Origin of the sequence: Rhodoferax sediminis, assembly GCF_006970865.1 — a bacterium.
Taxonomy (GTDB): domain Bacteria; phylum Pseudomonadota; class Gammaproteobacteria; order Burkholderiales; family Burkholderiaceae_C; genus Rhodoferax_A; species Rhodoferax_A sediminis.
In genome coordinates, this window is record NZ_CP035503.1 from 2,805,855 (window position 1) to 2,825,397 (window position 19,543).

19 protein-coding genes and 1 riboswitch are annotated in these 19,543 nt (G+C 66.5%); of the genes, 14 read left to right on the top strand and 5 right to left on the bottom strand.

What is annotated here, in order from left to right; translation table 11 throughout:
• The first annotated feature begins 88 nt into the window (after positions 1 to 88).
• From EUB48_RS13515 to EUB48_RS13550, 8 genes are all read left to right on the top strand, one after another.
• Complete coding sequence (locus tag EUB48_RS13515) at positions 89 to 2,725, top strand: circularly permuted type 2 ATP-grasp protein (RefSeq protein WP_142821269.1); 2,637 nt, start codon at positions 89 to 91, stop codon at positions 2,723 to 2,725.
• Positions 2,725 to 3,654, top strand: a complete 930-nt coding sequence (locus EUB48_RS13520; protein ID WP_142819609.1) for a transglutaminase family protein — start codon at positions 2,725 to 2,727, stop codon at positions 3,652 to 3,654. Before EUB48_RS13515 ends, EUB48_RS13520 begins: the two co-directional genes overlap by 1 nt.
• Positions 3,651 to 4,106: a RidA family protein gene (locus EUB48_RS13525; protein WP_142819610.1), complete on the top strand. Its 456-nt coding sequence runs from the start codon at positions 3,651 to 3,653 to the stop codon at positions 4,104 to 4,106. The genes EUB48_RS13520 and EUB48_RS13525 overlap by 4 nt, the downstream gene beginning before the upstream one ends.
• Positions 4,107 to 4,185: 79 nt before the next feature.
• Positions 4,186 to 4,343: riboswitch (FMN riboswitch) on the top strand.
• Positions 4,344 to 4,433: 90 nt separating this feature from the next.
• Positions 4,434 to 4,919: a 6,7-dimethyl-8-ribityllumazine synthase gene (locus EUB48_RS13530; protein ID WP_142819611.1), complete on the top strand. Its 486-nt coding sequence runs from the start codon at positions 4,434 to 4,436 to the stop codon at positions 4,917 to 4,919.
• A gap of 217 nt (positions 4,920 to 5,136) precedes the next feature.
• Entirely contained in the window at positions 5,137 to 6,696 is a 1,560-nt protein-coding gene (locus EUB48_RS13535; protein WP_142819612.1) for an FAD-dependent oxidoreductase, read from the top strand.
• Complete coding sequence (locus EUB48_RS13540) at positions 6,693 to 7,064, top strand: DUF488 domain-containing protein (RefSeq protein WP_142819613.1); 372 nt, start codon at positions 6,693 to 6,695, stop codon at positions 7,062 to 7,064. Before EUB48_RS13535 ends, EUB48_RS13540 begins: the two co-directional genes overlap by 4 nt.
• An 11-nt stretch (positions 7,065 to 7,075) precedes the next feature.
• Complete coding sequence (locus EUB48_RS13545; RefSeq protein ID WP_142819614.1) at positions 7,076 to 7,534, top strand: carboxymuconolactone decarboxylase family protein; 459 nt, start codon at positions 7,076 to 7,078, stop codon at positions 7,532 to 7,534.
• A gap of 45 nt (positions 7,535 to 7,579) precedes the next feature.
• The gene (locus EUB48_RS13550; protein ID WP_142819615.1) at positions 7,580 to 7,927 is read left to right on the top strand and encodes a carboxymuconolactone decarboxylase family protein; all 348 of its coding nucleotides are present in this window, start codon (positions 7,580 to 7,582) and stop codon (positions 7,925 to 7,927) included.
• 16 nt (positions 7,928 to 7,943) lie between these two features.
• Here EUB48_RS13550 and parC read toward each other — a convergent pair whose 3' ends face one another.
• Together parC and EUB48_RS13560 are read right to left on the bottom strand one after the other, a co-directional pair.
• Positions 7,944 to 10,286 (bottom strand): DNA topoisomerase IV subunit A, encoded by a 2,343-nt coding sequence (gene parC / locus EUB48_RS13555; protein WP_142819616.1) that lies wholly within the window; start codon positions 10,284 to 10,286, stop codon positions 7,944 to 7,946.
• A gap of 17 nt (positions 10,287 to 10,303) precedes the next feature.
• On the bottom strand, positions 10,304 to 12,283 hold the full coding sequence (locus tag EUB48_RS13560) for a DNA topoisomerase IV subunit B (RefSeq protein ID WP_142819617.1): 1,980 nt from the start codon (positions 12,281 to 12,283) through the stop codon (positions 10,304 to 10,306).
• A 162-nt stretch (positions 12,284 to 12,445) separates the two neighbouring features.
• On the opposite strand from EUB48_RS13560, the gene EUB48_RS13565 reads away from it, so the two are divergent.
• Genes EUB48_RS13565 through EUB48_RS13585 form a run of 5 tightly spaced genes read left to right on the top strand, consistent with a single transcriptional unit; the run spans position 12,446 to position 16,661 of the window.
• Entirely contained in the window at positions 12,446 to 13,258 is an 813-nt protein-coding gene (locus EUB48_RS13565; protein WP_142819618.1) for an SDR family oxidoreductase, read from the top strand.
• Complete coding sequence (locus EUB48_RS13570) at positions 13,242 to 13,835, top strand: class I SAM-dependent methyltransferase (RefSeq protein WP_142819619.1); 594 nt, start codon at positions 13,242 to 13,244, stop codon at positions 13,833 to 13,835. Before EUB48_RS13565 ends, EUB48_RS13570 begins: the two co-directional genes overlap by 17 nt.
• Before the next feature lie 34 nt (positions 13,836 to 13,869).
• The gene (gene dapA, locus EUB48_RS13575; RefSeq protein ID WP_142819620.1) at positions 13,870 to 14,751 is read left to right on the top strand and encodes a 4-hydroxy-tetrahydrodipicolinate synthase; all 882 of its coding nucleotides are present in this window, start codon (positions 13,870 to 13,872) and stop codon (positions 14,749 to 14,751) included.
• A 29-nt stretch (positions 14,752 to 14,780) separates the two neighbouring features.
• Positions 14,781 to 15,872: an outer membrane protein assembly factor BamC gene (gene bamC, locus EUB48_RS13580; RefSeq protein ID WP_420821415.1), complete on the top strand. Its 1,092-nt coding sequence runs from the start codon at positions 14,781 to 14,783 to the stop codon at positions 15,870 to 15,872.
• Positions 15,873 to 15,884: 12 nt separating this feature from the next.
• A complete protein-coding gene (locus tag EUB48_RS13585) occupies positions 15,885 to 16,661 on the top strand; it encodes an MBL fold metallo-hydrolase (RefSeq protein ID WP_142819622.1) in 777 nt (258 codons plus the stop codon).
• Between the two features lie 107 nt (positions 16,662 to 16,768).
• Here EUB48_RS13585 and EUB48_RS13590 read toward each other — a convergent pair whose 3' ends face one another.
• From EUB48_RS13590 to EUB48_RS13600, 3 genes are all read right to left on the bottom strand, one after another.
• The gene (locus EUB48_RS13590; protein WP_210411633.1) at positions 16,769 to 16,963 is read right to left on the bottom strand and encodes a hypothetical protein; all 195 of its coding nucleotides are present in this window, start codon (positions 16,961 to 16,963) and stop codon (positions 16,769 to 16,771) included.
• Positions 16,964 to 17,211: 248 nt separating this feature from the next.
• Positions 17,212 to 17,775, bottom strand: coding sequence for a hypothetical protein (locus EUB48_RS13595; RefSeq protein WP_244618199.1), 564 nt, complete (start codon positions 17,773 to 17,775; stop codon positions 17,212 to 17,214).
• A 57-nt stretch (positions 17,776 to 17,832) separates the two neighbouring features.
• The gene (locus EUB48_RS13600; protein WP_142819624.1) at positions 17,833 to 18,993 is read right to left on the bottom strand and encodes a JmjC domain-containing protein; all 1,161 of its coding nucleotides are present in this window, start codon (positions 18,991 to 18,993) and stop codon (positions 17,833 to 17,835) included.
• Between the two features lie 18 nt (positions 18,994 to 19,011).
• Between EUB48_RS13600 and EUB48_RS13605 the strand changes: the two genes are divergently transcribed.
• The gene (locus EUB48_RS13605) at positions 19,012 to 19,536 is read left to right on the top strand and encodes an FKBP-type peptidyl-prolyl cis-trans isomerase (RefSeq protein ID WP_142819625.1); all 525 of its coding nucleotides are present in this window, start codon (positions 19,012 to 19,014) and stop codon (positions 19,534 to 19,536) included.
• Positions 19,537 to 19,543 lie beyond the last annotated feature (7 nt).

Genomic DNA, 19,543 nt, shown 5'->3' on the forward strand with positions numbered 1-19,543 from the left:
AGGCTGGCGCGTGCAACGCAAGGCCCCGTTTCACGCCAGTCCGGCCCGCGTCGCCAGGTTCGATGCCATGGGCCCGCCATTTGCGGGAATGGGACAATGGCGTCACGTGGACCAACCCATTGACTCCGTGGACTCCCTCTTCGACACCGACACCCCGCAAACGCCGGCCGAGCTGGCGGCGTCCCTGGCGCCGCCGGCGGCGCCCGGCCATTTCGACGAGCTGCGCGGCCGCGCATCTGCCATTGCTACAAAATCAGAAGCGCGAAGCCAAGAACTGACACCGGCTTGGGGCCAATTCTTTGAACATCTGGGGCTGGACGGCTTCACCGACCTGGACCGCCGCAGCGCGAGCCTGGAGCGCCAGATCCGCGACAACGGCGTCACCTACAACGTCTATGCCGACGCCAGCGGCCCGCAGCGCCCGTGGTCGCTGGATCTGTTCCCGCTGATCATCTCGCCGCAGAGCTGGCAGCAGATCGAGGCCGGTGTGCTGCAGCGCGTGCGCGTGCTGGAGGGCGTAATGGCCGACGTCTACGGCCCGCAGCAATTGCTGGCCAGCGGCTTGCTGCCGTCCGCGCTGGTGCAGGGCCACCCCGGCTACCTGCGCGCCATGCACGGCGTCCAACCCGTGGGCGGCACGCATTTGCACATTGCCGCCTTCGATCTGGCACGCGGGCCCGATGGCAACTGGTGGGTGGTGTCGCAGCGCACGCAGGCGCCATCCGGGCTCGGCTATCTGCTGGAAAACCGACTCTCCATTTCGCGCCTGCTCCCCAAGCCCTTCGAGGCCCTGCACGTGCAACGGCTGGCCGCCAGCTACCGCGCGCTGGTGGACGGCCTCAAGCGCATGAGCCCGGCCGGTGCCGATTCGCACATCGCGCTGCTGACGCCCGGCCCCTACAACGAGACCTATTTCGAGCACGCCTACCTTGCGCGCTACCTGGGCCTCACCCTGGTCGAGGGCAGCGACCTGACGGTGCGCGACCAGCGGCTGTACCTCAAGACGCTGCAGGGGCTGGAGCCGGTGCACGCACTGCTGAAGCGCCTGGACGACGAGTTTCTGGACCCGCTGGAATTGCGCGCGGATTCGCGATTGGGCGTGCCGGGCCTGTTGCAGGCGATTCGCGCGGGCCATGTGCTGGTGGCCAATGCGCCCGGCTCGGGGTTTCTGGAGTCGCCCGCCCTGCTCGGCTTTTTACCGGCGATCACCAAGCACCTGCTAGGCGAGGAACTGCAACTGCCGGCCGTGCCCACCTGGTGGTGCGGCGAGCAGGCTGCGCTGCAAGACGTGCTGCCGCGCCTGGGCGAGCGCGTCATCAAGCCCACGTACCCGGGCCCCGATTCGTTCAATGCGGTGCGGGGACGCTCGCTGCCACGCCGCGCGCTGGACGAATGGGCGGGGCGCATCCTGCGGGGCGGCGACGCGCATACCGCGCAGGATTACCTGCCGCTGTCGCAGATGCCGACCTGGAGCCACGAGCCCCAATCGCCGCGCATCGTGCCGCGCTCGGCCCTGCTGCGGGTGTTCGCGGTCTGCGATGGCCCGCAGTCGTGGCGCGTTCTGCCGGGCGGGCTGACGCGTATCGCCACGGCCAGCGAAGAGGTGGCAACGATGCGGCGCGGCGGCAGCAGCGCGGACACCTGGGTACTCACGCAGGGGCCGGGCGACGTGGACCACACCACCCTGCTGGCGCAGGCTTCCCGTGCGGCTGCACCGCCCCTGCATCGCAAACCGCTGGTGACCAGCCGCGCGGCGGAAAACCTGTACTGGCTGGGCCGCTACACCGAGCGCTGCGAAAACATGATCCGGCTGGCACACCTCACGCTGGACTGCCTCAATGGCGAAGACCAGTCGTCACGGCCGCTGCTAGCGTGGCTGGGCGACCTGGCCGTGCGCAACGCGCTGGTGCTGCCCGACGTGCCGGCCGCCAGCCTGGCGCCGCGCGTGTTCGAACGCTCGCTGATCGCGGGGCTGGGCGGCCACAATGGCGTCGCCAGCGTGGGCTTCAACCTGCGCGCCGTCAAGCTTACGGCCTTCGCGGTGCGCGAGCGCCTGTCGCAGGAGCACTGGAACATGATCGTGCGCGCGGAGCAGGAGTTCTCGCGGCGCTGCCTGGAGGACATCAAGGGCGGCGACTGCGCCTCGCTGGACGCCGTGCGCATGCTGGAGGCCGCCAGCGGCCAGCTGGCCGCCATCACCGGCGCGCAGACCGACCGCATGGCACGCGACGACGGCTGGCGCCTGCTTGGCATCGGACGCTACCTCGAGCGCCTGGGGTTTCTGGCGGCGTCCCTGGCGCATGGCTTCGAAACCGGCTCGGTGCACGACGCCGGCGGCTTCGAGGCCTTGACCGCACTGTTTGACAACACCATCACCTTCCACGCGCGCTACCAGCAAAGCCGCGAGGTGGCGGCGCTGCTGGAGTTGCTGGTACTGGACCGCGACAACCCGCGCTCGCTGGGCTGGGTGGCGCAGGCGCTGGAGGGGAGCCTGGCGAAACTGGCCAGCAGTGACCCCGAGAAACTCCGCGAGTTGGCGCAGCACCTTCCCGACCCCGGCCGCTGGGATCTGGCGCAGCTGTGCACGGTGGACGAGGCAGGCCAGCACCGCCAGCTGATCGAGTTGCTGCAGCAATGCACGAGCGCAGCCTTCACCGTGTCGGACGAGATCGGCACGCTGTACTTCACGCATTCGTCGGCGCCCGAGCCCGTTCGGGGGGCGTGATGGATCTGCGCGTCATTCACGAAACCCGTTTTAAGTACACGCCGCCGGTCAAAACGGCGCAGCACATGGCGTACCTGAAGCCGCTGGAGACGGCGACCCAAAAGCTTGTCAATCACACGCTGGACGTGCATCCCGCGCCAGTCGACCTAAACGAAACACAAGATGTGTTTGGCAACACCCGATCGTTTTTTTCGCTGCAGGCCGAGCATGATGAACTCGCCGTGATCGCGACCAGCGTGGTATCCACCAGCGCAGTCGCCGCACCGCGCAGCACGCTGCCCTGGGAGCAGGTGCGCGATCGCTTCCACTACCGCGCCGGTGCTCCGTACGACGCAGCCGCGGGCTTCGTATTTGCGTCTCCCCTGGTGCCGCACCACGAGGATTTCGCGGCGTATGCGCGGCCCAGCTTCGGCCCGGACGTCCCGCTGCTGGCCGCCGCGCGCGACCTGATGACGCGCATTCACAGCGAGTTCCGCTACGAACCCGAAAGCACCGAAGTCGGCACACCGGTGCTGGAGGCCCTGACCCAACGCGCCGGGGTCTGCCAGGACTTTGCGCACATCATGGTGGGCTGCCTGCGCGCGATGGGCCTGCCCGCGCGCTACGTGAGCGGCTACCTGCTGACGCAGCCGCCGCCGGGCCAGCCCCGGCTGGTCGGCAGCGACGCCTCGCATGCCTGGGTCTCGCTTTATTTACCCGACCTTCTGCCCGACCTGCCGGAGGGTACGCGCTGGTGCGACTTCGACCCGACCAACGACCGCTTTGGCGCCGGCACGCCGGGCGAAGACTACGTCACGCTGGCGATCGGGCGCGACTACGGCGACGTCGCGCCCCTGCGCGGCGTGATCCATGGCGGGGCCGACCACACGCTCGAGGTGCGCGTTACAGTGGAGCCCATCGATTTACAACCTTCAGAGGACCGACCATGAGCATTTACGACAAGCTGAAAGAACTCGGCATCACCCTGCCCGCTGTCGCCACGCCCGCCGCAGCCTACGTGCCGTTCGTTCAGACCGGCAATCTGGTGTTCCTGAGCGGGCACATTGCGAAAAAGAATGGCACGCCCTGGGTCGGCCAGTTCGGCAAAGACATCACAACCGAAGAGGGCAAGACCGCGGCGCGCGCCGTGGCGATCGACCTCATGGGAACGCTGCACGCCGCCGTGGGCGATCTGGGTAAAGTCAAACGCATCGTCAAGCTCATGTCGCTCGTCAACTCGACCGGCAGCTTCACCGAGCAGCACCTGGTGACCAACGGCGCCAGCGAGTTGATCGGCCAGGTGTTTGGCGACAAGGGCGCCCATGCGCGCAGTGCCTTTGGCGTGGCGCAAATCCCGATGGGCGCATGCGTCGAGATCGAGCTGATCGCCGAGATCGCCTGACGGCCTGCGGGGTGATGCGCAACGCATCAAGTTCCGTGCCGATCTAGAATATTCCCGTCCCGCGAGCCATCGCGGGTCCAAGCGTTCTCAGGGCGGGGTGAAAGTCCCCACCGGCGGTGATGGCGAGTAATCGCATCAGCCCGCGAGCGCCCGCCCTGGCGTGAAACTTGGGCGGGGTCAGCAGATTCGGTGCAACTCCGAAGCCGACGGTCACAGTCCGGATGAAAGAGATCGCGAGGTTGACGACCTTGCCCGCGCACCTGCGCGAGTGCGGGCTGCCGCCTGCGTTCGCCCTGATTTTTGGCAGCCACCTCAGCGAGGAATTCCATGAGTCAGTCCGATCACCCCAAGCTCCCACCCGACGCGCGCTTTGCGTTCATTCATGCGCGCTGGCATCACGACATCGTCAACCAGGGACGCGACGCGTTTCTCGCGGAGATGGCGCGCCACGGCGTGCCGCGTCAGGCCATCGATGTGTTCGAGGTGCCCGGCGCGTTCGAGATTCCGCTGCATGCCAAGAAGCTCGCGCAGTGCGGCCGCTACGCCGCTATCGTGGCCTGCGGCTTCGTGGTGGACGGCGGCATCTACCGCCATGAGTTCGTCGCCGATGCGGTCATCAAGGCGCTGATGTCGGTGCAGCTGGAGACCGGCGTGCCGGTGCTCTCTGCCGTGCTGACGCCGATACGCTTTCACGAGCACGAGGAGCACCGGCGCTTCTTCACCGAGCATTTCGTCGTAAAAGGAACAGAGGCCGCGCAGGCCTGCCTGCAGACCGTGCAGAGCCTGCGGCGGATCGATACCCCTACTGAATGATCGTGCGGCGCACCGCGCGTATGCTTTAGCGCACGGTGGTGCGATGCTGCGAGCACCTCATCGCCGGGGTCGTATCGCTTTCATTGCAGGAGGTAGATCATGAAACCGCTGGACGTAATTTTCGCAGCCGCATGCCGGCTCGCGAGCGGCCCTGATGGAGCGCATAGCGCCAATGCTCGACAGCCGGGCACGGCAACCAGCGTGCGTGGAGGCTGCCATGGGTGACGAGACCCCGGCCCTTGAGGGCGACGACTTCGGCGCCGGCGTTGCGCTGGCGAAAATCCCGGACAACGGCATGCTGCTCGGCCACGCGCAGGGCGAGGCGGTGATCCTCGCGCGCCACGGCGACGAGCTTTTTGCCGTCGGCGCGACCTGCACCCACTATGGCGCGCCGCTGGCCGATGGCCTGCTGATGGGCGACACGCTGCGCTGTCCCTGGCACCACGCCTGCTTTAGCCTGCGTACCGGCGAAGTGCTGCGCGCCCCGGCGCTCGGCCCGATACCCTGCTGGCGCGTCGAGCGGCGTGGCACCACGGTCTATGTCACTGCAAAGCAGGCCGACACGCCCGCCCACCCCGCACCGGTGGCATCCGCCCTGCCCGAATCGATCGTCATCATCGGCGGCGGCGCGGCCGGCGACGCGGCGGCCATCACCCTGCGCCGCGAGGGCTACAGCGGCCCCGTCACGATGCTCAGTGCCGATGCGGCGCCGCCCTGCGACCGGCCCAATCTGTCCAAAAACTTTCTTGCCGGCACGGCGCCGGCCGAGTGGCTGCCGCTGCGCTCGCCCAGTTTTTACCCAGAGCGCCAGATCGACCTGCGCCTGAACACGCGGGTCGTGCGCATCGACGTCGCGCAGCGCCGGTTGCACCTCGCCGATGGCAGCAGCCTTGCGTATGGCGCGTTGCTGCTGGCCACGGGGGCCGAGCCGGTCAGGCTTCCCATTGCAGGGGCCGACCTGCCGCACGTGCACTACCTGCGCACGCAGGCCGACGGCGAAGCGCTGGCCGGCAAGGCGCAGGCCGCGCGCCGCGCCGTGGTGATTGGCGCGAGCTTCATCGGGCTGGAGGTGGCGGCATCGCTGCGGGCGCGCAATGTGGATGTGCATGTGGTGGGACTCGAAACCTGCCCGATGGAGAAAATCCTGGGACCGCAGGCCGGCAATTTCATCCGCACGCTGCACGAACAACACGGTGTGGTGTTCCACCTGGGCACCAGTGCGACGCGCATCGATGCGGATAAAGTCACGCTGCAAAACGGCGAAGAGCTGTCGGCGGATCTGGTCGTTATCGGGGTTGGCGTGCGCCCCGAGACCGCGCTGGCCGAGCAGGCCGGCCTGGCGGTCGAACACGGCGTAGTGGTGGATGAATACCTGCAAACCAGCGCGCAGGGGATTTTTGCGGCGGGCGACATCGCGAGCTGGCCCGACCGCCTGAGCGGCGAACGCATCCGCGTCGAACACTGGGTGGTGGCCGGGCGCCAGGGGCAGACCGCCGCGCGCAATCTGCTGGGCCGGCGCGAGCGCTACGACGCTGTTCCCTTTTTCTGGACGGAACAGTACGACTTTGGCCTGGCCTACGTGGGCCACGCCAAAGACTGGGACCATGCCGACATCGACGGGTCCCTGGACGCGCGGGACTGCACCATTACCTATCGGCGCGGCGGCCGCAAACTGGCGGTCGCAGTGATCCATCGGGATCTGGAGGGGCTGCGCGCCGAAGTCGAATTCGAACGCGCCATGGCTTCTGGTGCGCACGCTGAGAAGGCAGTCTCATGAGCACAAAAATCCCCGCCAGCCATATACAGATCAAACGCGCCTACGAGCCGCCGGCGCCCGACGACGGCACGCGGATATTGATCGACCGCCTGTGGCCGCGCGGCGTCAAGAAAGAAACCCTGGCCCTGGACCAATGGACGAAAGAACTCGCGCCGAGCACCGAATTGCGCCAGTGGTTCGGCCATGATCCCGCGCTGTGGCCCGAGTTTCGCCGGCGCTACGCAGCGGAACTGCGCCCGCACGCCGACCTGCTCGAATCCCTGCGCATGCTGGCGCGCCAGGGCACGATCACGCTGGTGTATGGCGCCCATGACGAAGCGCACAACAACGCGGTCGCCATGCGGGAGTTTCTTTTGACAACTCTTTGAAGGAGATCAACATGACAGAACGAATCGATTACAAGAAGACTTCGCCCGGCGCCTTTCAGGCAATGCTGGGCGTGGAGAAGTACGTGCGCGGATGCGGGCTGGAACCGTCGCTGATCGAGCTGGTGAAGATGCGCGTGTCCCAGATCAACGGCTGCGCCTACTGCCTGGACATGCACAGCAAGGACGCGCGTGCCGCCGGCGAGACCGAGCAGCGCCTGTACCTGCTGCCAGCGTGGCGCGAGACGACGTTCTACACCGAGCGCGAGCGCGCCGCACTGGCCTGGGCCGAGGCGCTCACGCAACTGGCCGGGCACGAGGTGTCCGACGAACTCTATGAGGAGGTGCGGCGCCAGTTCGACGAAAAGGCGATCGTCGATCTGACACTCGCCGTCATCGCCATCAACGGCTGGAACCGCCTCGCGGTGCCGTTTCGCTCCGAGGCGGGCATCTACCAGCCGGCCGCGCGCTAGCTGAGCGAGCTGCCACACCCTGCAAGCCAATCGACAAGGAACCCCATGGACACATCCCTCTATCCCCCATCCACTGTAGAGATCGCGCGCAAGCGCCGTGAACTCGCGCCCAAGCCGCTGGAGGCCTTCAAGGCATTCAGCGCCAGCGTGTTTGCCGACGGCGCCCTGCCGGGCAAAACCAAGCAGCTGATCGCGGTGGCGGTGGCGCACGTGACCCAGTGCCCGTATTGCATTCGCGGCCACACGCAAGCGGCCCTGAAGGCGGGCGCCACCGAGCAGGAAATCATGGAAGCCATCTGGGTGGCCGCCGAGATGCGCGCGGGCGGGGCCTATGCACACTCGGCGCTGGCCATCGACGTGATGGCGCACGCGCACGACGCCGCACCAGGCTAAGGCCTGTTTTATTTAACTACTCAACCCGCTGGATGGAAGTGGGCTTGAAGCCCAGATCCGCGGCCTTGCCCTTGCGCCCGCGCGCGCCGCGCGCGTTGTTCAGCGAGCGAATCTCCAGCGTCTCGGCGCGCTCCTTGCCGCCGCGGCCCAGGCCTTCGATGCGCACGCTGCGGGCGTAGGCCGCCGCGCCCGCCAGCGTGTCTTTGGCCTCCAGATCGATCAGCATCAGGCCGCGCCCGCCGTGGCTCATGGTCTTGAGTTCGCTGATCTCGAAGGTCAGGATGCGCCCACCCATGGACGCGCAGGCCACGTGCGTTGCCGCCGCCAGCGGCGCAGCGCCCGAGGTGCCGCTGACGTGCGACGGGCGGCACAGCGACTCGCCCGCGTTGCAGGTCACGAACGTCTTGCCGGCGCGCAGGCGCGAACTCATGTGCTCCACCGTGGCCAGGAAGCCATAACCTGCGGTGCTGCTCAGCAGCAGGGTAGCCTCCATAGGGCCGGCAAAGTAATGCGTCACCTGGGTGCCCGATTCGAGCTCAATCAGCGTGGTCACGGGCTGGCCGTCGCCGCGGGCGCCGGGCAGCAGGGAGACCGGCACCGAATAGACGCGGCCGTTGCTGCCGAACGCCAGCAGCGTGTCGACCGTGCGGCACTCGAAGGTGCCGTACAGCCCGTCGCCGGCCTTGAAGGCAAAGCTCGCCGCCTCATGACCATGGCCGGAACGCGCGCGCACCCAGCCCTTTTGCGAGATCACCACGGTGACCGGCTCGTCCACTACCCGGACCTCCACCACGGCTTTTTTCTCGGCCTGAATCAGGGTGCGGCGCGGGTCGGCAAAGGTCTTGGCATCCAGCTCGATTTCCTTGACCATCAGGCGGCGCAGCGCGGCCGGGCTGCCCAGGATTTCTTCGAGCTTGCCCTGCTCTTCGCGCAACTCCTTGAGTTCCTGCTCGATCTTGATGGCCTCCAGCCGCGCCAGCTGGCGCAGGCGGATTTCCAGAATGTCCTCGGCCTGCCGGTCACTGAGTTTGAAGCGCTCGATCAGCGCGGCCTTGGGCTCATCGGAGCGACGGATGATGGCGATCACCTCATCGATGTTGAGCAGCACGGTCTGCCGCCCTTCCAGGATGTGGATGCGGTCCAGCACCTTGTCCAGGCGATGCTGCGAGCGGCGCTGCACCGTGCTCTGGCGGAACTCGATCCATTCCAGCAGCATCTGCCGCAACGACTTCTGGGTCGGGCGGCCGTCCAGCCCCACCATGGTGAGGTTGATGGACGAGGAGGTCTCCAGACTGGTGTGGGCCAGCAGCGTGGTGATCAGCTCCTGCTGTGGGGTGCGGCTGGTCTTGGGCTCGAACACCAGGCGCACGGCGGCGTCCTTGCTCGATTCGTCGCGCACCACGTCGAGTACGGACAGCACGCTGGCCTTGAGCTGCGTCTGCTCCAGCGACAAGGCCTTCTTGCCGGTCTTGACCTTGGGGTTGGTCAGCTCTTCAATTTCTTCCAGCACTTTTTGCGTGCTGACGCCGATGGGCAACTCGGTCACGACCAGCTGCCACTGCCCGCGCGCCAGCTCCTCGATCTTCCAGCGGGCGCGCACCTTGAGCGAGCCGCGGCCGCTGCGGTAGGCATCGGCGATATCGGAGGCCGCGCTGATAATCTGGCCGCCGCCCGGGTAGTCGGGCCCCGGGATCAGGGCGAACAACTCGTCATCGGCGAGCTTCGGCGTCTTGATCAGCGCCACGCAGGCATCGGCGATCTCGCGCAGGTTGTGGCTCGGAATTTCGGTCGCCAGGCCGACTGCGATGCCGCTGGCGCCATTGAGCAGCGTGAACGGCAGCCGTGCGGGCAGCTGCGTGGGCTCGGACGTAGAGCCGTCGTAGTTCGGGATGAACTCCACCGTGCCTTCGTCGATTTCATCGAGCAGCAGGCTGGTGATTTTGGCGAGCCGCGCCTCGGTGTAGCGCATCGCCGCGGCGCCGTCGCCGTCGCGCGAACCGAAGTTACCCTGGCCGTCGATCAGCGGGTAGCGCTGGCTGAAATCCTGCGCCATGCGCACCAGCGCGTCGTACGCGGCCTGGTCGCCGTGCGGATGAAAGCGGCCCAGCACGTCGCCCACCACGCGCGCGCTCTTGACCGGCTTGGCGCCGCTGTTGCCCGAGAAGCCCAGGCCCATGCGCGACATCGAATACAGGATGCGCCGCTGCACGGGCTTTTGTCCGTCGCAGACATCGGGCAGCGCCCGGCCCTTGACCACGCTCAGCGCGTATTCAAGGTAGGCGCGCTGGGCGTAGGTGGCAAGGTTCAGCGAATCGTCGGATTCGGCCTGGGGGAAGTCGAGAGTGGGTTGGTCGATCATTGAAAAAGGGGTCGCGTTCAGATATCAATTTCCACGGCATCGCCGTGCAGCTCCATGAGTTCGCGCCGCGCCGCAGCCTCGCCCTTGCCCATGAGTTTGGTGATCAGGTTTTCGGTTTGCAAAAAGTCCAGCGTGCCCAGTTGTACCGGCAACAGGCGGCGCGTGTCCGGATTCAGCGTGGTCTCCCACAGCTGCTCCGCATTCATTTCACCGAGCCCCTTGAAGCGGCTGATGGTCCACGCGGACTCGCGCACGCCTTCCTTGCGCAGCTTGTCCAGGATCGCGGTCAGCTCGCCATCGTCCAGTGCATAGGCCTTGGACGCGGGCTTCTTGCCGCGCGCGGGCGCATCGACCCGGAACAGCGGCGGGCGCGCCACGAACACATGGCCGGTCTCGATCAGCTTGGGGAAATGGCGGAAAAACAGCGTGAGCAACAGCACCTGGATGTGCGAGCCATCGACGTCGGCGTCACTCAAGATACAGATCTTGCCGTAGCGCAGGCCGCTCAGATCGGGCGTGTCGGCCGGACCATGCGGGTCCACGCCGATGGCCACCGCGATGTCGTGGATTTCGGTGTTCGCAAACAGCCGGTCGCGCTCGACCTCCCAGGTGTTGAGCACCTTGCCGCGCAGCGGCAGGATGGCCTGGCTTTCCTTGTCGCGGCCCATCTTGGCGCTGCCGCCGGCCGAGTCGCCTTCCACCAGAAACACCTCGTTGTAGGCCAGGTCCTTGCTTTCGCAGTCGGTCAGCTTGCCGGGCAGCACGGCCACGCCCGAGCCCTTGCGCTTTTCCACCTTCTGGCCGGCCCTCTGGCGCGTCTGCGCGGCCCGGATGGCGAGCTCGGCCAGCTTCTTGCCGTAGTCCACATGCTCGTTGAGCCAGAGCTCCAGCGCGGGGCGCACAAAGCTGGAGACCAGCCGCACCGCATCGCGCGAGTTCAGGCGTTCCTTGATCTGGCCCTGGAACTGCGGGTCCAGCACCTTGGCTGAGAGCACATACGAGGCGCGCGCAAACACGTCCTCGGGCAGCAGCTTGACGCCCTTGGGCAACAGCGAATGCAGCTCGATGAAGCTCTTGACCGCGGTGAACAGCCCGTCGCGCAGCCCGCTCTCGTGCGTGCCGCCGGCGCTGGTGGGGATCAGGTTGACGTAGCTTTCGCGCACCGGCTGACCGTCTTCGGTGAAGGCCACGCACCACTGCGCGCCTTCGCCTTCGGCAAAGCTGTCGTGCGCGGCGTCGGCAAAGCCCTCGCCCTCGAACAGCGGGATCACCGGATCGGCGTTCAGTTCCTGCATCAGGTAGTCGCGCAGGCCGCCCTTGTAGAGCCAGGTCTGGACTTCACGCGTCTTCTCGATCGTCAGCGTCACGGTCACGCCCGGCATCAGCACGGCCTTGCTGCGCAGCAGGTGCGTCAGCTCGTGCATCGGCAGCGCGGCCGCCTCGAAGTATTTGGCGTCGGGCCAGACGCGCACGCTGGTACCGCATTTGCGGTCGCCCTCGCCGGCCGGGCGCAGCGTCAAGGGCTCCACCACGTCCCCGCCCGCAAACACCAGCGCCGCCACCGTGCCGTCGCGGTACGAGGTGGCCTCCAGCCGTTTCGCCAGCGCATTGGTCACGGAGACGCCCACGCCGTGCAGGCCGCCGGAAAAACTGTAGGCTCCACCGCTGCCCTTGTCGAACTTGCCGCCCGCGTGCAGCCGGGTGAACACCAGCTCGATCACCGGTGCTTTTTCTTCGGGGTGCAGGCCGAACGGGATGCCGCGGCCGTCGTCCTCGACACTGACCGAGCCGTCCTGGTGCAGCGTGACCCTGATCTTCTTGCCGTGGCCGGCCAGCGCCTCGTCGGCCGAGTTGTCCAGCACTTCCTGGATGACGTGCAGCGGATTGTCGGTGCGGGTGTACATGCCCGGGCGCTGCTTGACGGGCTCCAGGCCCTTGAGAACGCGGATCGAGCCTTCGGAATATTCGGGGGGTTTGACTGCAGGATTCGTTGCCATAGCGGCGAATTGTAGTCCGCCGCCACTCAAACCACTGGATACAAATACAGCTCAAAGACAATCCGTGACCGATGCGACAGCCGCCTGAGGCCGAATTCGTTACATTCCCCCGATGACCGCTCCTTGCAAAGCACTTGCCACCATACGAGCACACCACACCCCATGAAAACGATCGTCATCACAGGCGCCTCCGATGGCATTGGCGCAGAAATGGCGCGCCAGCTGGCGCAGACGCACGGCACGCAGGTGGCGCTGGTGCTGGCCGCGCGCAACGAGGCCCTGCTGCAGCAGGTCGCCGGGCAGTGCGCAGCGCATGGCGCGCAGACGCTGGTGGTCAAAACCGACGTGTCACAGCAGGCGCAGTGCCGCCAGCTGATCACGGCGACGGTGGAGAAATTCGGCCGCATCGATGCGCTGATCAACAACGCCGGCATGTCGGCCCAGGCGCTGTTTGCAGACGTCAAGGCGCAGGACCTGGGTTGGTACGAGGACCTGATGCGCGTGAACCTGTGGGGCAGCGTCTGGTGCACCCACGCGGCGCTGCCGCACCTCAAGGCCGTGCGCGGCAGCATCGTGGCGGTGTCATCGCTGGCCGGGCTGATCGGCGTACCCGGGCGCACCGCCTACAGTGCGACCAAGTTCGCCATGACCGGCTTTTTCGAGGCCCTGCGCGCCGAGCTCAAGGTCGCGGGGGTGAGTGTGACCACCGCCTACCCCGGCGTGGTGGCAACACAGACCCGCTACCGCGGCTTCAACGCGGCGGGCGTGGCGGCGGGCGCCAGCGGCCTGAAAGAGGACGACGCGATGAGCGTGGAGGAATGCGCGCGCCTGATCCTTGACGGCATGGCGCAGCGTCGGCGCGAGGTGGTGATGAGCCGCAAGGGCAAGATCGGACGCTTCATGAAACTGCTGGTGCCCGGCATCGTGGAAAACATGGCGCTGGCGGCGCTCAAAGACAATGTCAAACCTCACTGAAACAACACCCGGCCCGCACGGCAGCGCGGCCGCTTCCGCGTGGGTCCAGCGCTGGTCGCACCTGGTGCCCGCGCACGGCACGGTACTGGATGTGGCCTGCGGCCACGGCCGCCACCTGCGCTGGTTTGCACAACGAAATCACCCGGTGGTCGGCGTGGATCGGTCACAGGATGCTATCGATTCAATAGCAGACCTGGTCGCTGCGGGCCGGGCCGAAGCGCTGCGGGCCGACCTTGAAAACGGGCCCTGGCCGTTTTCAGCCGGCGCGCAGGCCCGCACGTTCGACGCGGTGATCGTGACCAACTACCTGTGGCGCCCGCTGCTGCCCGCCCTTGTGGCCAGCGTCGCGCCCGGCGGCGTGCTGATCTATGAGACCTTTGCCGCCGGCAACGAGACGGTCGGCAAACCGTCGCGGCCCGACTTTTTGCTGCAGCCGGGTGAACTGTGGTGTGCGTGCGGGGGCCTGCGGGTGGTGGCTTTCGAGGATGGGTTCCTGCAAGGTCCGGATCGTTTCGTGCAGCGCATCGTGGCGGTCAGGCAGCACTCTGCGGAACTCCCGACGCGTTACATGCTCTAGTTAGAATGCTGGTTTACCGTTTCAAGTTGCGGATATGACACCCATTACCGGCAGCACCGTGGCCATCGTGACCCCGATGCATGAAGACGGCAGCGTGGACTACCCCACCCTGCGCAAACTGATCGACTGGCACATTGCGGAGGGCACCGACTGCATCGGCGTGGTCGGCACCACCGGCGAGTCGCCCACGGTCAACGTGCAGGAGCACTGCGAAATCATCCGCGTCGCCGTCGAGCAGGCCAAAGGCCGTGTGCCCGTCATGGCCGGCTGCGGCGCCAACTCGACGTCCGAGGCCATCGAGCTCACGCGCTTTGCCAAAGAGGTCGGCGCCGACTGCCACTTGCAGGTCGTGCCCTACTACAACAAGCCCGGCCAAGAAGGCCAGTACCGGCACTTCAGGGCCATTGCCGAAGCCGTGGACCTGCCCATGGTGCTGTACAACGTGCCCGGGCGCTCGGTCGCCGATCTGGCGCACGACACCGTGCTGCGGCTGGCACAGGTTCCGGGCATCGTCGGCATCAAGGAAGCGACGGGCAACATCGAGCGCGCGCAGTGGCTGATCCGCGACGTGCCCAAGGGTTTTTCGGTGTATTCGGGCGACGATCCGACGGCGGTCGCGCTGATGCTGTGCGGTGGCCAAGGCAACGTCAGCGTCACGGCGAACATCGCGCCGCGCCTGATGCACGAACTGTGCGTGGCCGCCATCGCGGGCGACGCCCGTCGCGCCATGGAAATCCAGTTCAAGCTGATGCCGGTGCACAAGCACCTGTTCGTGGAAGCCAACCCGATGCCGCTCAAGTGGGCCATGGCCCGCATGGGCCTGTGCGGGGGCACCCTGCGCCTGCCCATGACACCGATCGCCCCCTCCAACGAAGCTGTGGTCGAGGGCGCGCTGCGCTCGGCCGGCCTGCTCTGACCGACCGCAACAATCTAATGGAATACCGCGTGAATCAATTTGCAAGACGACTGGCACTTCTGGGCCTGACACTGACGCTGGGCGCCTGCTCGATGCTCCAGAGCGACAAGATCGACTACAAGAGCGCCACCAAGGCGGCCGGCCTGGAGGTTCCTCCCGATTTGACGCAGTTGGCGCCCAACAACCGGTACGTCGTCCCCGGCGGCGCCGTCACCGCCAGCGGCTACCAGAGCACCCGGGCCGCCACGCCTGCCGAGCCCACCACGGCTGTCTCGACACTGGGCGACATGCACATCGAGCGCGACGGCAACGATCGCTGGCTGGTGGTGAACCGTCCGGCCGATCAGCTCTGGGGACCGGTGCGCGACTTCTGGCAGGAAAATGGTTTCCTGCTGACCCTGGACGATCGCAAGCTCGGCATCATGGAAACCGACTGGGCCGAAAACCGCGCCAAGATTCCGCAGGACATCATCCGCAGAACCATCGGCAAGGTGTTCGATTCGGCTTATGACACCGGCCAGCGCGACAAATTCCGCACCCGGCTGGAGCGCACCGGCACGGGCGGCACCGATATCTTCATCAGCCACCGCGGCATGGTCGAGGTCTACACCGATACGCAAAAAACCCAGACCACATGGCAACCCAGGCCCTCCGATCCGGAACTCGAGACCGAATTCCTGCGCCGCCTGATGCTCAAGCTGGGCGCCTCGGAAGCGCAATCCAAGGCCCTGGTTGCCGAGGCCGCGATCGTCAAGCCGACCGCACGCGTGGCCATGCTGAACAACCAGCCGGTGGTGCAGATGGACGAGGGCTTCGACCGTGCTTGGCGCCGCGTCGGCCTGACGCTGGACCGCACCGGCTTCACCGTGGAGGACCGGGACCGCAGCAAGGGTCTGTACTTTGTGCGCTACGTGGACCCGACCACCGACAAGAGTGAGCCGGGCTTTTTGAGCAAACTGTTCAGCGGCTCGAAAGCGGCCACGCCGCCGTTGCAGTACCGCATTGCGCTGCAGAGCCAGGGTGACGCGACCACCGTGTCGGTGCTGAACGCCAGCGGCGCGCCCGAGAGCTCGGCCAACGCCCAGCGCATCGTCAAGGTCATTGCCGACGACCTCAAGTAGCCTGTCCGTGGCATGTTGAGATTCAGGAGTCTGGGCAGCGGCAGCTCGGGCAACGCCACGGTGGTTGAAGCACGCAGCGGCGGCCAGGTCACTCGCCTGCTGATCGACTGCGGCTTCGGCCTGAAGCATCTGGATGCCCGGCTCGGCCGGGCGGGGCTGGCGGCCAGCCAGTTGGACGCCATCTTCATCACCCACGAACATGGCGACCACATCGGCTGCGCACGCCAGTTGGCGCTGCGCGAGCGGATTCCGGTGTGGATGAGCCAGGGTACCCATGCCGCCCTCGGTCCGTGCGACTTCGAGGGGCTCTTCAAGACGGCGCGCGATGCACAGGCCATTGACCTCGGGGGACTGCAGGTGATGCCGTTCACCGTGCCGCACGACGCGCGCGAGCCGCTGCAGCTGACCTGCTCGGATGGCGCCTCAAAGCTCGGCGTATTGACCGATCTGGGGCACTCCACGACACATGTGCTGGCGCATCTCGGCCACTGCCAGGCGCTGCTGCTGGAATGCAACCATGACCCGGAGCTGCTGGCGGCCTCCGGCTATCCGGTTTTCCTGAAAAAGCGGGTAGGCGGCCCGCACGGCCATCTGGCCAATGCCGACGCGGCGGCCATTGCGCGGACCGTACAGCACGCCGGGCTGCATCGCGTGGTGGCGGCGCACCTGAGCGAGCAAAACAACCGCCCGGAGCTGGTGCGCGCCGCATTGGCGGCGGCGCTCGGCTCCGATGCTCTGGCCATCGATATTGCGCACGCACTGCTCGGCACGCCGTGGGTTGACGTGTAGAGGCGGCGTGCCGCTGCCGCCACCGCGTACGCCGCCCACAAAAAAGCCACCTTGCGGTGGCTCTTTCCAGGAAACGCCCGGAGGCGAATACCAAATTTAAGGCTTCTTCATGGCGCCAGCGGCGTCAGAAGCGGCCGACGTAGCAGCGTCAGCAGCGGTGTTCGCAGCGCCAGCAGCGGTGTTCGCAGCACCAGCAGCCTCGCTCGCAGCGCCGGCAGCAGCGGAAGCGGCATCAGCAGCAGCAGCGGCAGCAGGCGCAGCAGCAGCGGGCGCTTCAGCCGGTGCAGGAGCCGGCGTTTCATCTTTTTTGCCGCAGGCAACCAGGGCAGCGGCGGCGATAACGGCAGCCAAAACGAGAGACTTATTCATTTGAAAATTCCTTAAATGGAGAAAAACAACTTCCGGAAATTGTCAGCACAGCAAAAAGACTGCATTGACCGAGGGAAAGCACTCGAGCTCTTTCATCTCTGGCCGCAATTATAGTGCTGGCAATTACAAGTATCGGAAACCCGAATACCAAAAAAGCAACACTTTGTCCGCGTCGAGGGCGCTACAGACCCAGGGTGGAAGCTGGAAAGCCCGGCGTACTCTTGCGCAGCCACTCGCCCAGCGCCTCCCGGATCTGCAGGCGGCGCTCGGGCTCGCTGCCGCAGGTGCCGGTACTGCGCTCCAGATCGAGTCGGCGCAGCGCCCAGACCGGGCTCCAGATCGCGCTGGGCAGCTCCAGCGGATCGGCCACGACACAACGGCGGCATTCCACAAGGTGCGACCAGGTCCGGCGCCAGCTCACAAACCGGGCGTGACGGCGGCTCACTTCGTCGTAGTGCCGGGCCAGCATGGTGAATTTGCGCCCTGCTTTCGACCATGCCTGCAGCGACTCGGCGAGCGCTCGCTCGCCCAGCGGCCAGTCTTCGAAGCTGGCGTCGCTGATGATGATTTCGTGCCAGCCCTCGCGCGCGGCGCGGGCCAGCGCATCGCGCACGATCTGCGCGAATTCGCTGCGCCCCGAAAACCGGCCCGAGGGCAGGCTGGATGCGGCACTGCCACGTGCCGCTGCGACATCGGCCAGCCCGTCATCTCCGTCATCTGTTATCCCGATCTGTTTCATCGTCATGACAGCACCCCCGCCAGCATGAAAGCGCCGCACCGCCCTCATCAGTCAACTTCCGCGCTACGCGCTGCGGTATTCGCCTTGGGAGCGGCCCGACGGCTCATGCAACCAGCCGGCCTCGTACCAGGATGCCAGCAGCGACAAGGCACCCTCGCTGGCTCGTACCAGATCGTCCGCTTCAAGGCGCCGATGATCGGCCAGCCGCCGCATCAGGGTGGCATCGCGCCCGCCAGCGCGGTAGCTCTCGCCATTGATAAAAACGTGGTGGTTATCAAACATCATTCGAGTGCGGCGGTCAAGCGCCACGCGCCGCAACGTGCGCGGCGCCCCAGCCGGCTCGAACCAGACGCTGGCCTTCGGCTCGGTCAGGTATTCGCCCAGGGCGCGCGGCAGCGCCAGCGGGTTCTTGAGCGCGGCCTGCAGCGCGTGCCGCGCGAAATCCTGCAGCTTTGCCGGAATGCGGCCAGGCGAATCCGCCGCAGGCTGGTCAGCGTCCCGGTACAGCGCGCCGCCGGCTGCCTCATCCGCGTCCTCGGCCAGGCGCTGCAAGAGCTCGCGCGCGATCTCGCCGCGCTGGGGCGCGCGAAACCCGATCGAGTACGTCATGCACTCGCCCACCGCCACGCCATCGTGGGCGTAGCGCGGCGGAAGATACAGCAGGTCGCCCGGCTCCAGCACGAACTCCTGCTCCGGCACAAAGTTGGCCAAGACCTTGAGCGGCACGCCCTCCTGCAGGGTCAGGTCCTGCTGGCGCCCGATGCGCCAGCGGCGCCGGCCGTGGGCCTGTAGCAGGAACACGTCGTAACTGTCGAAGTGCGGGCCGACGCCGCCGCCATCCACGGCGTAGCTGATCATCAAATCGTCGAGCCGGGCCTCGGGCACAAAACGAAACTGCTGCAACAGTTCGTGTGCGGCATCGACGTGCAGATCGACGCCCTGCACCAGCAGCGTCCAGCCGGGCTGCCCCAGCGGCGGCAGGGCGCGGCGCGCGAACGGGCCGGAGCGCATGCGCCAGCCCTTGGAGCCCTGGGTGACCAAACGCGACTCCACGTCATCGCCGCCGGCCAGCGCGAACAGCGCGGTGCGATCCAGCAGCGACGCAAAGCCGGCCATGCCCGGAATAGCCTGGCGCACCAGCAAGGGCTTTTTCTGCCAGTGCCGCTTCATGAACTGCTGCGGGCTCAGTCCGCCGAGCAGTGCGAGTGGTTGTGTGATGTCCATAACTGCGACAATTCTCCTATGGAAATTACTCAACAATGCGTGGTCGCGCTGACCTGGACGCTCAAGGACACGCTGGGCGAAGAACTGGATGTGCTCGACGAACCGGTGGAGTTCCTGGTCGGCGGCAGCGACCTGCTGCACAAAATCGAGGAAGCGCTGCAGGGCCACGAGCCGGGCGCCCGGCTGGATTTGCACCTGGAGCCCGAAGAGGCCTTTGGCGACTTCAACGACCAGATGATCTTTCTGGAGCCGCGCCGCCTGTACCCCCAAGAACTGGAAGAAGGCATGACCTTCGAGGGCAGCGCGCTACCGGCGGGCAGCAACCCCGATGCGCCGAAAGACGCGCTCTACACCGTGACCGCAATCTATCCCGAGCACGTGGTGCTCGATGGGAACCATCCGCTGGCCGGCATTGCGCTGCGCCTGAGCCTGAGGGTCGAGGCGGTGCGCGAGGCGACCGAGGAAGAAGTCGGACGCGGCTCCTGCGGCACCGGCTTCTTCAAGGTCCAGCCGCAGGCGCCCGGAGGCACCACGCTACACTAAAAATCGT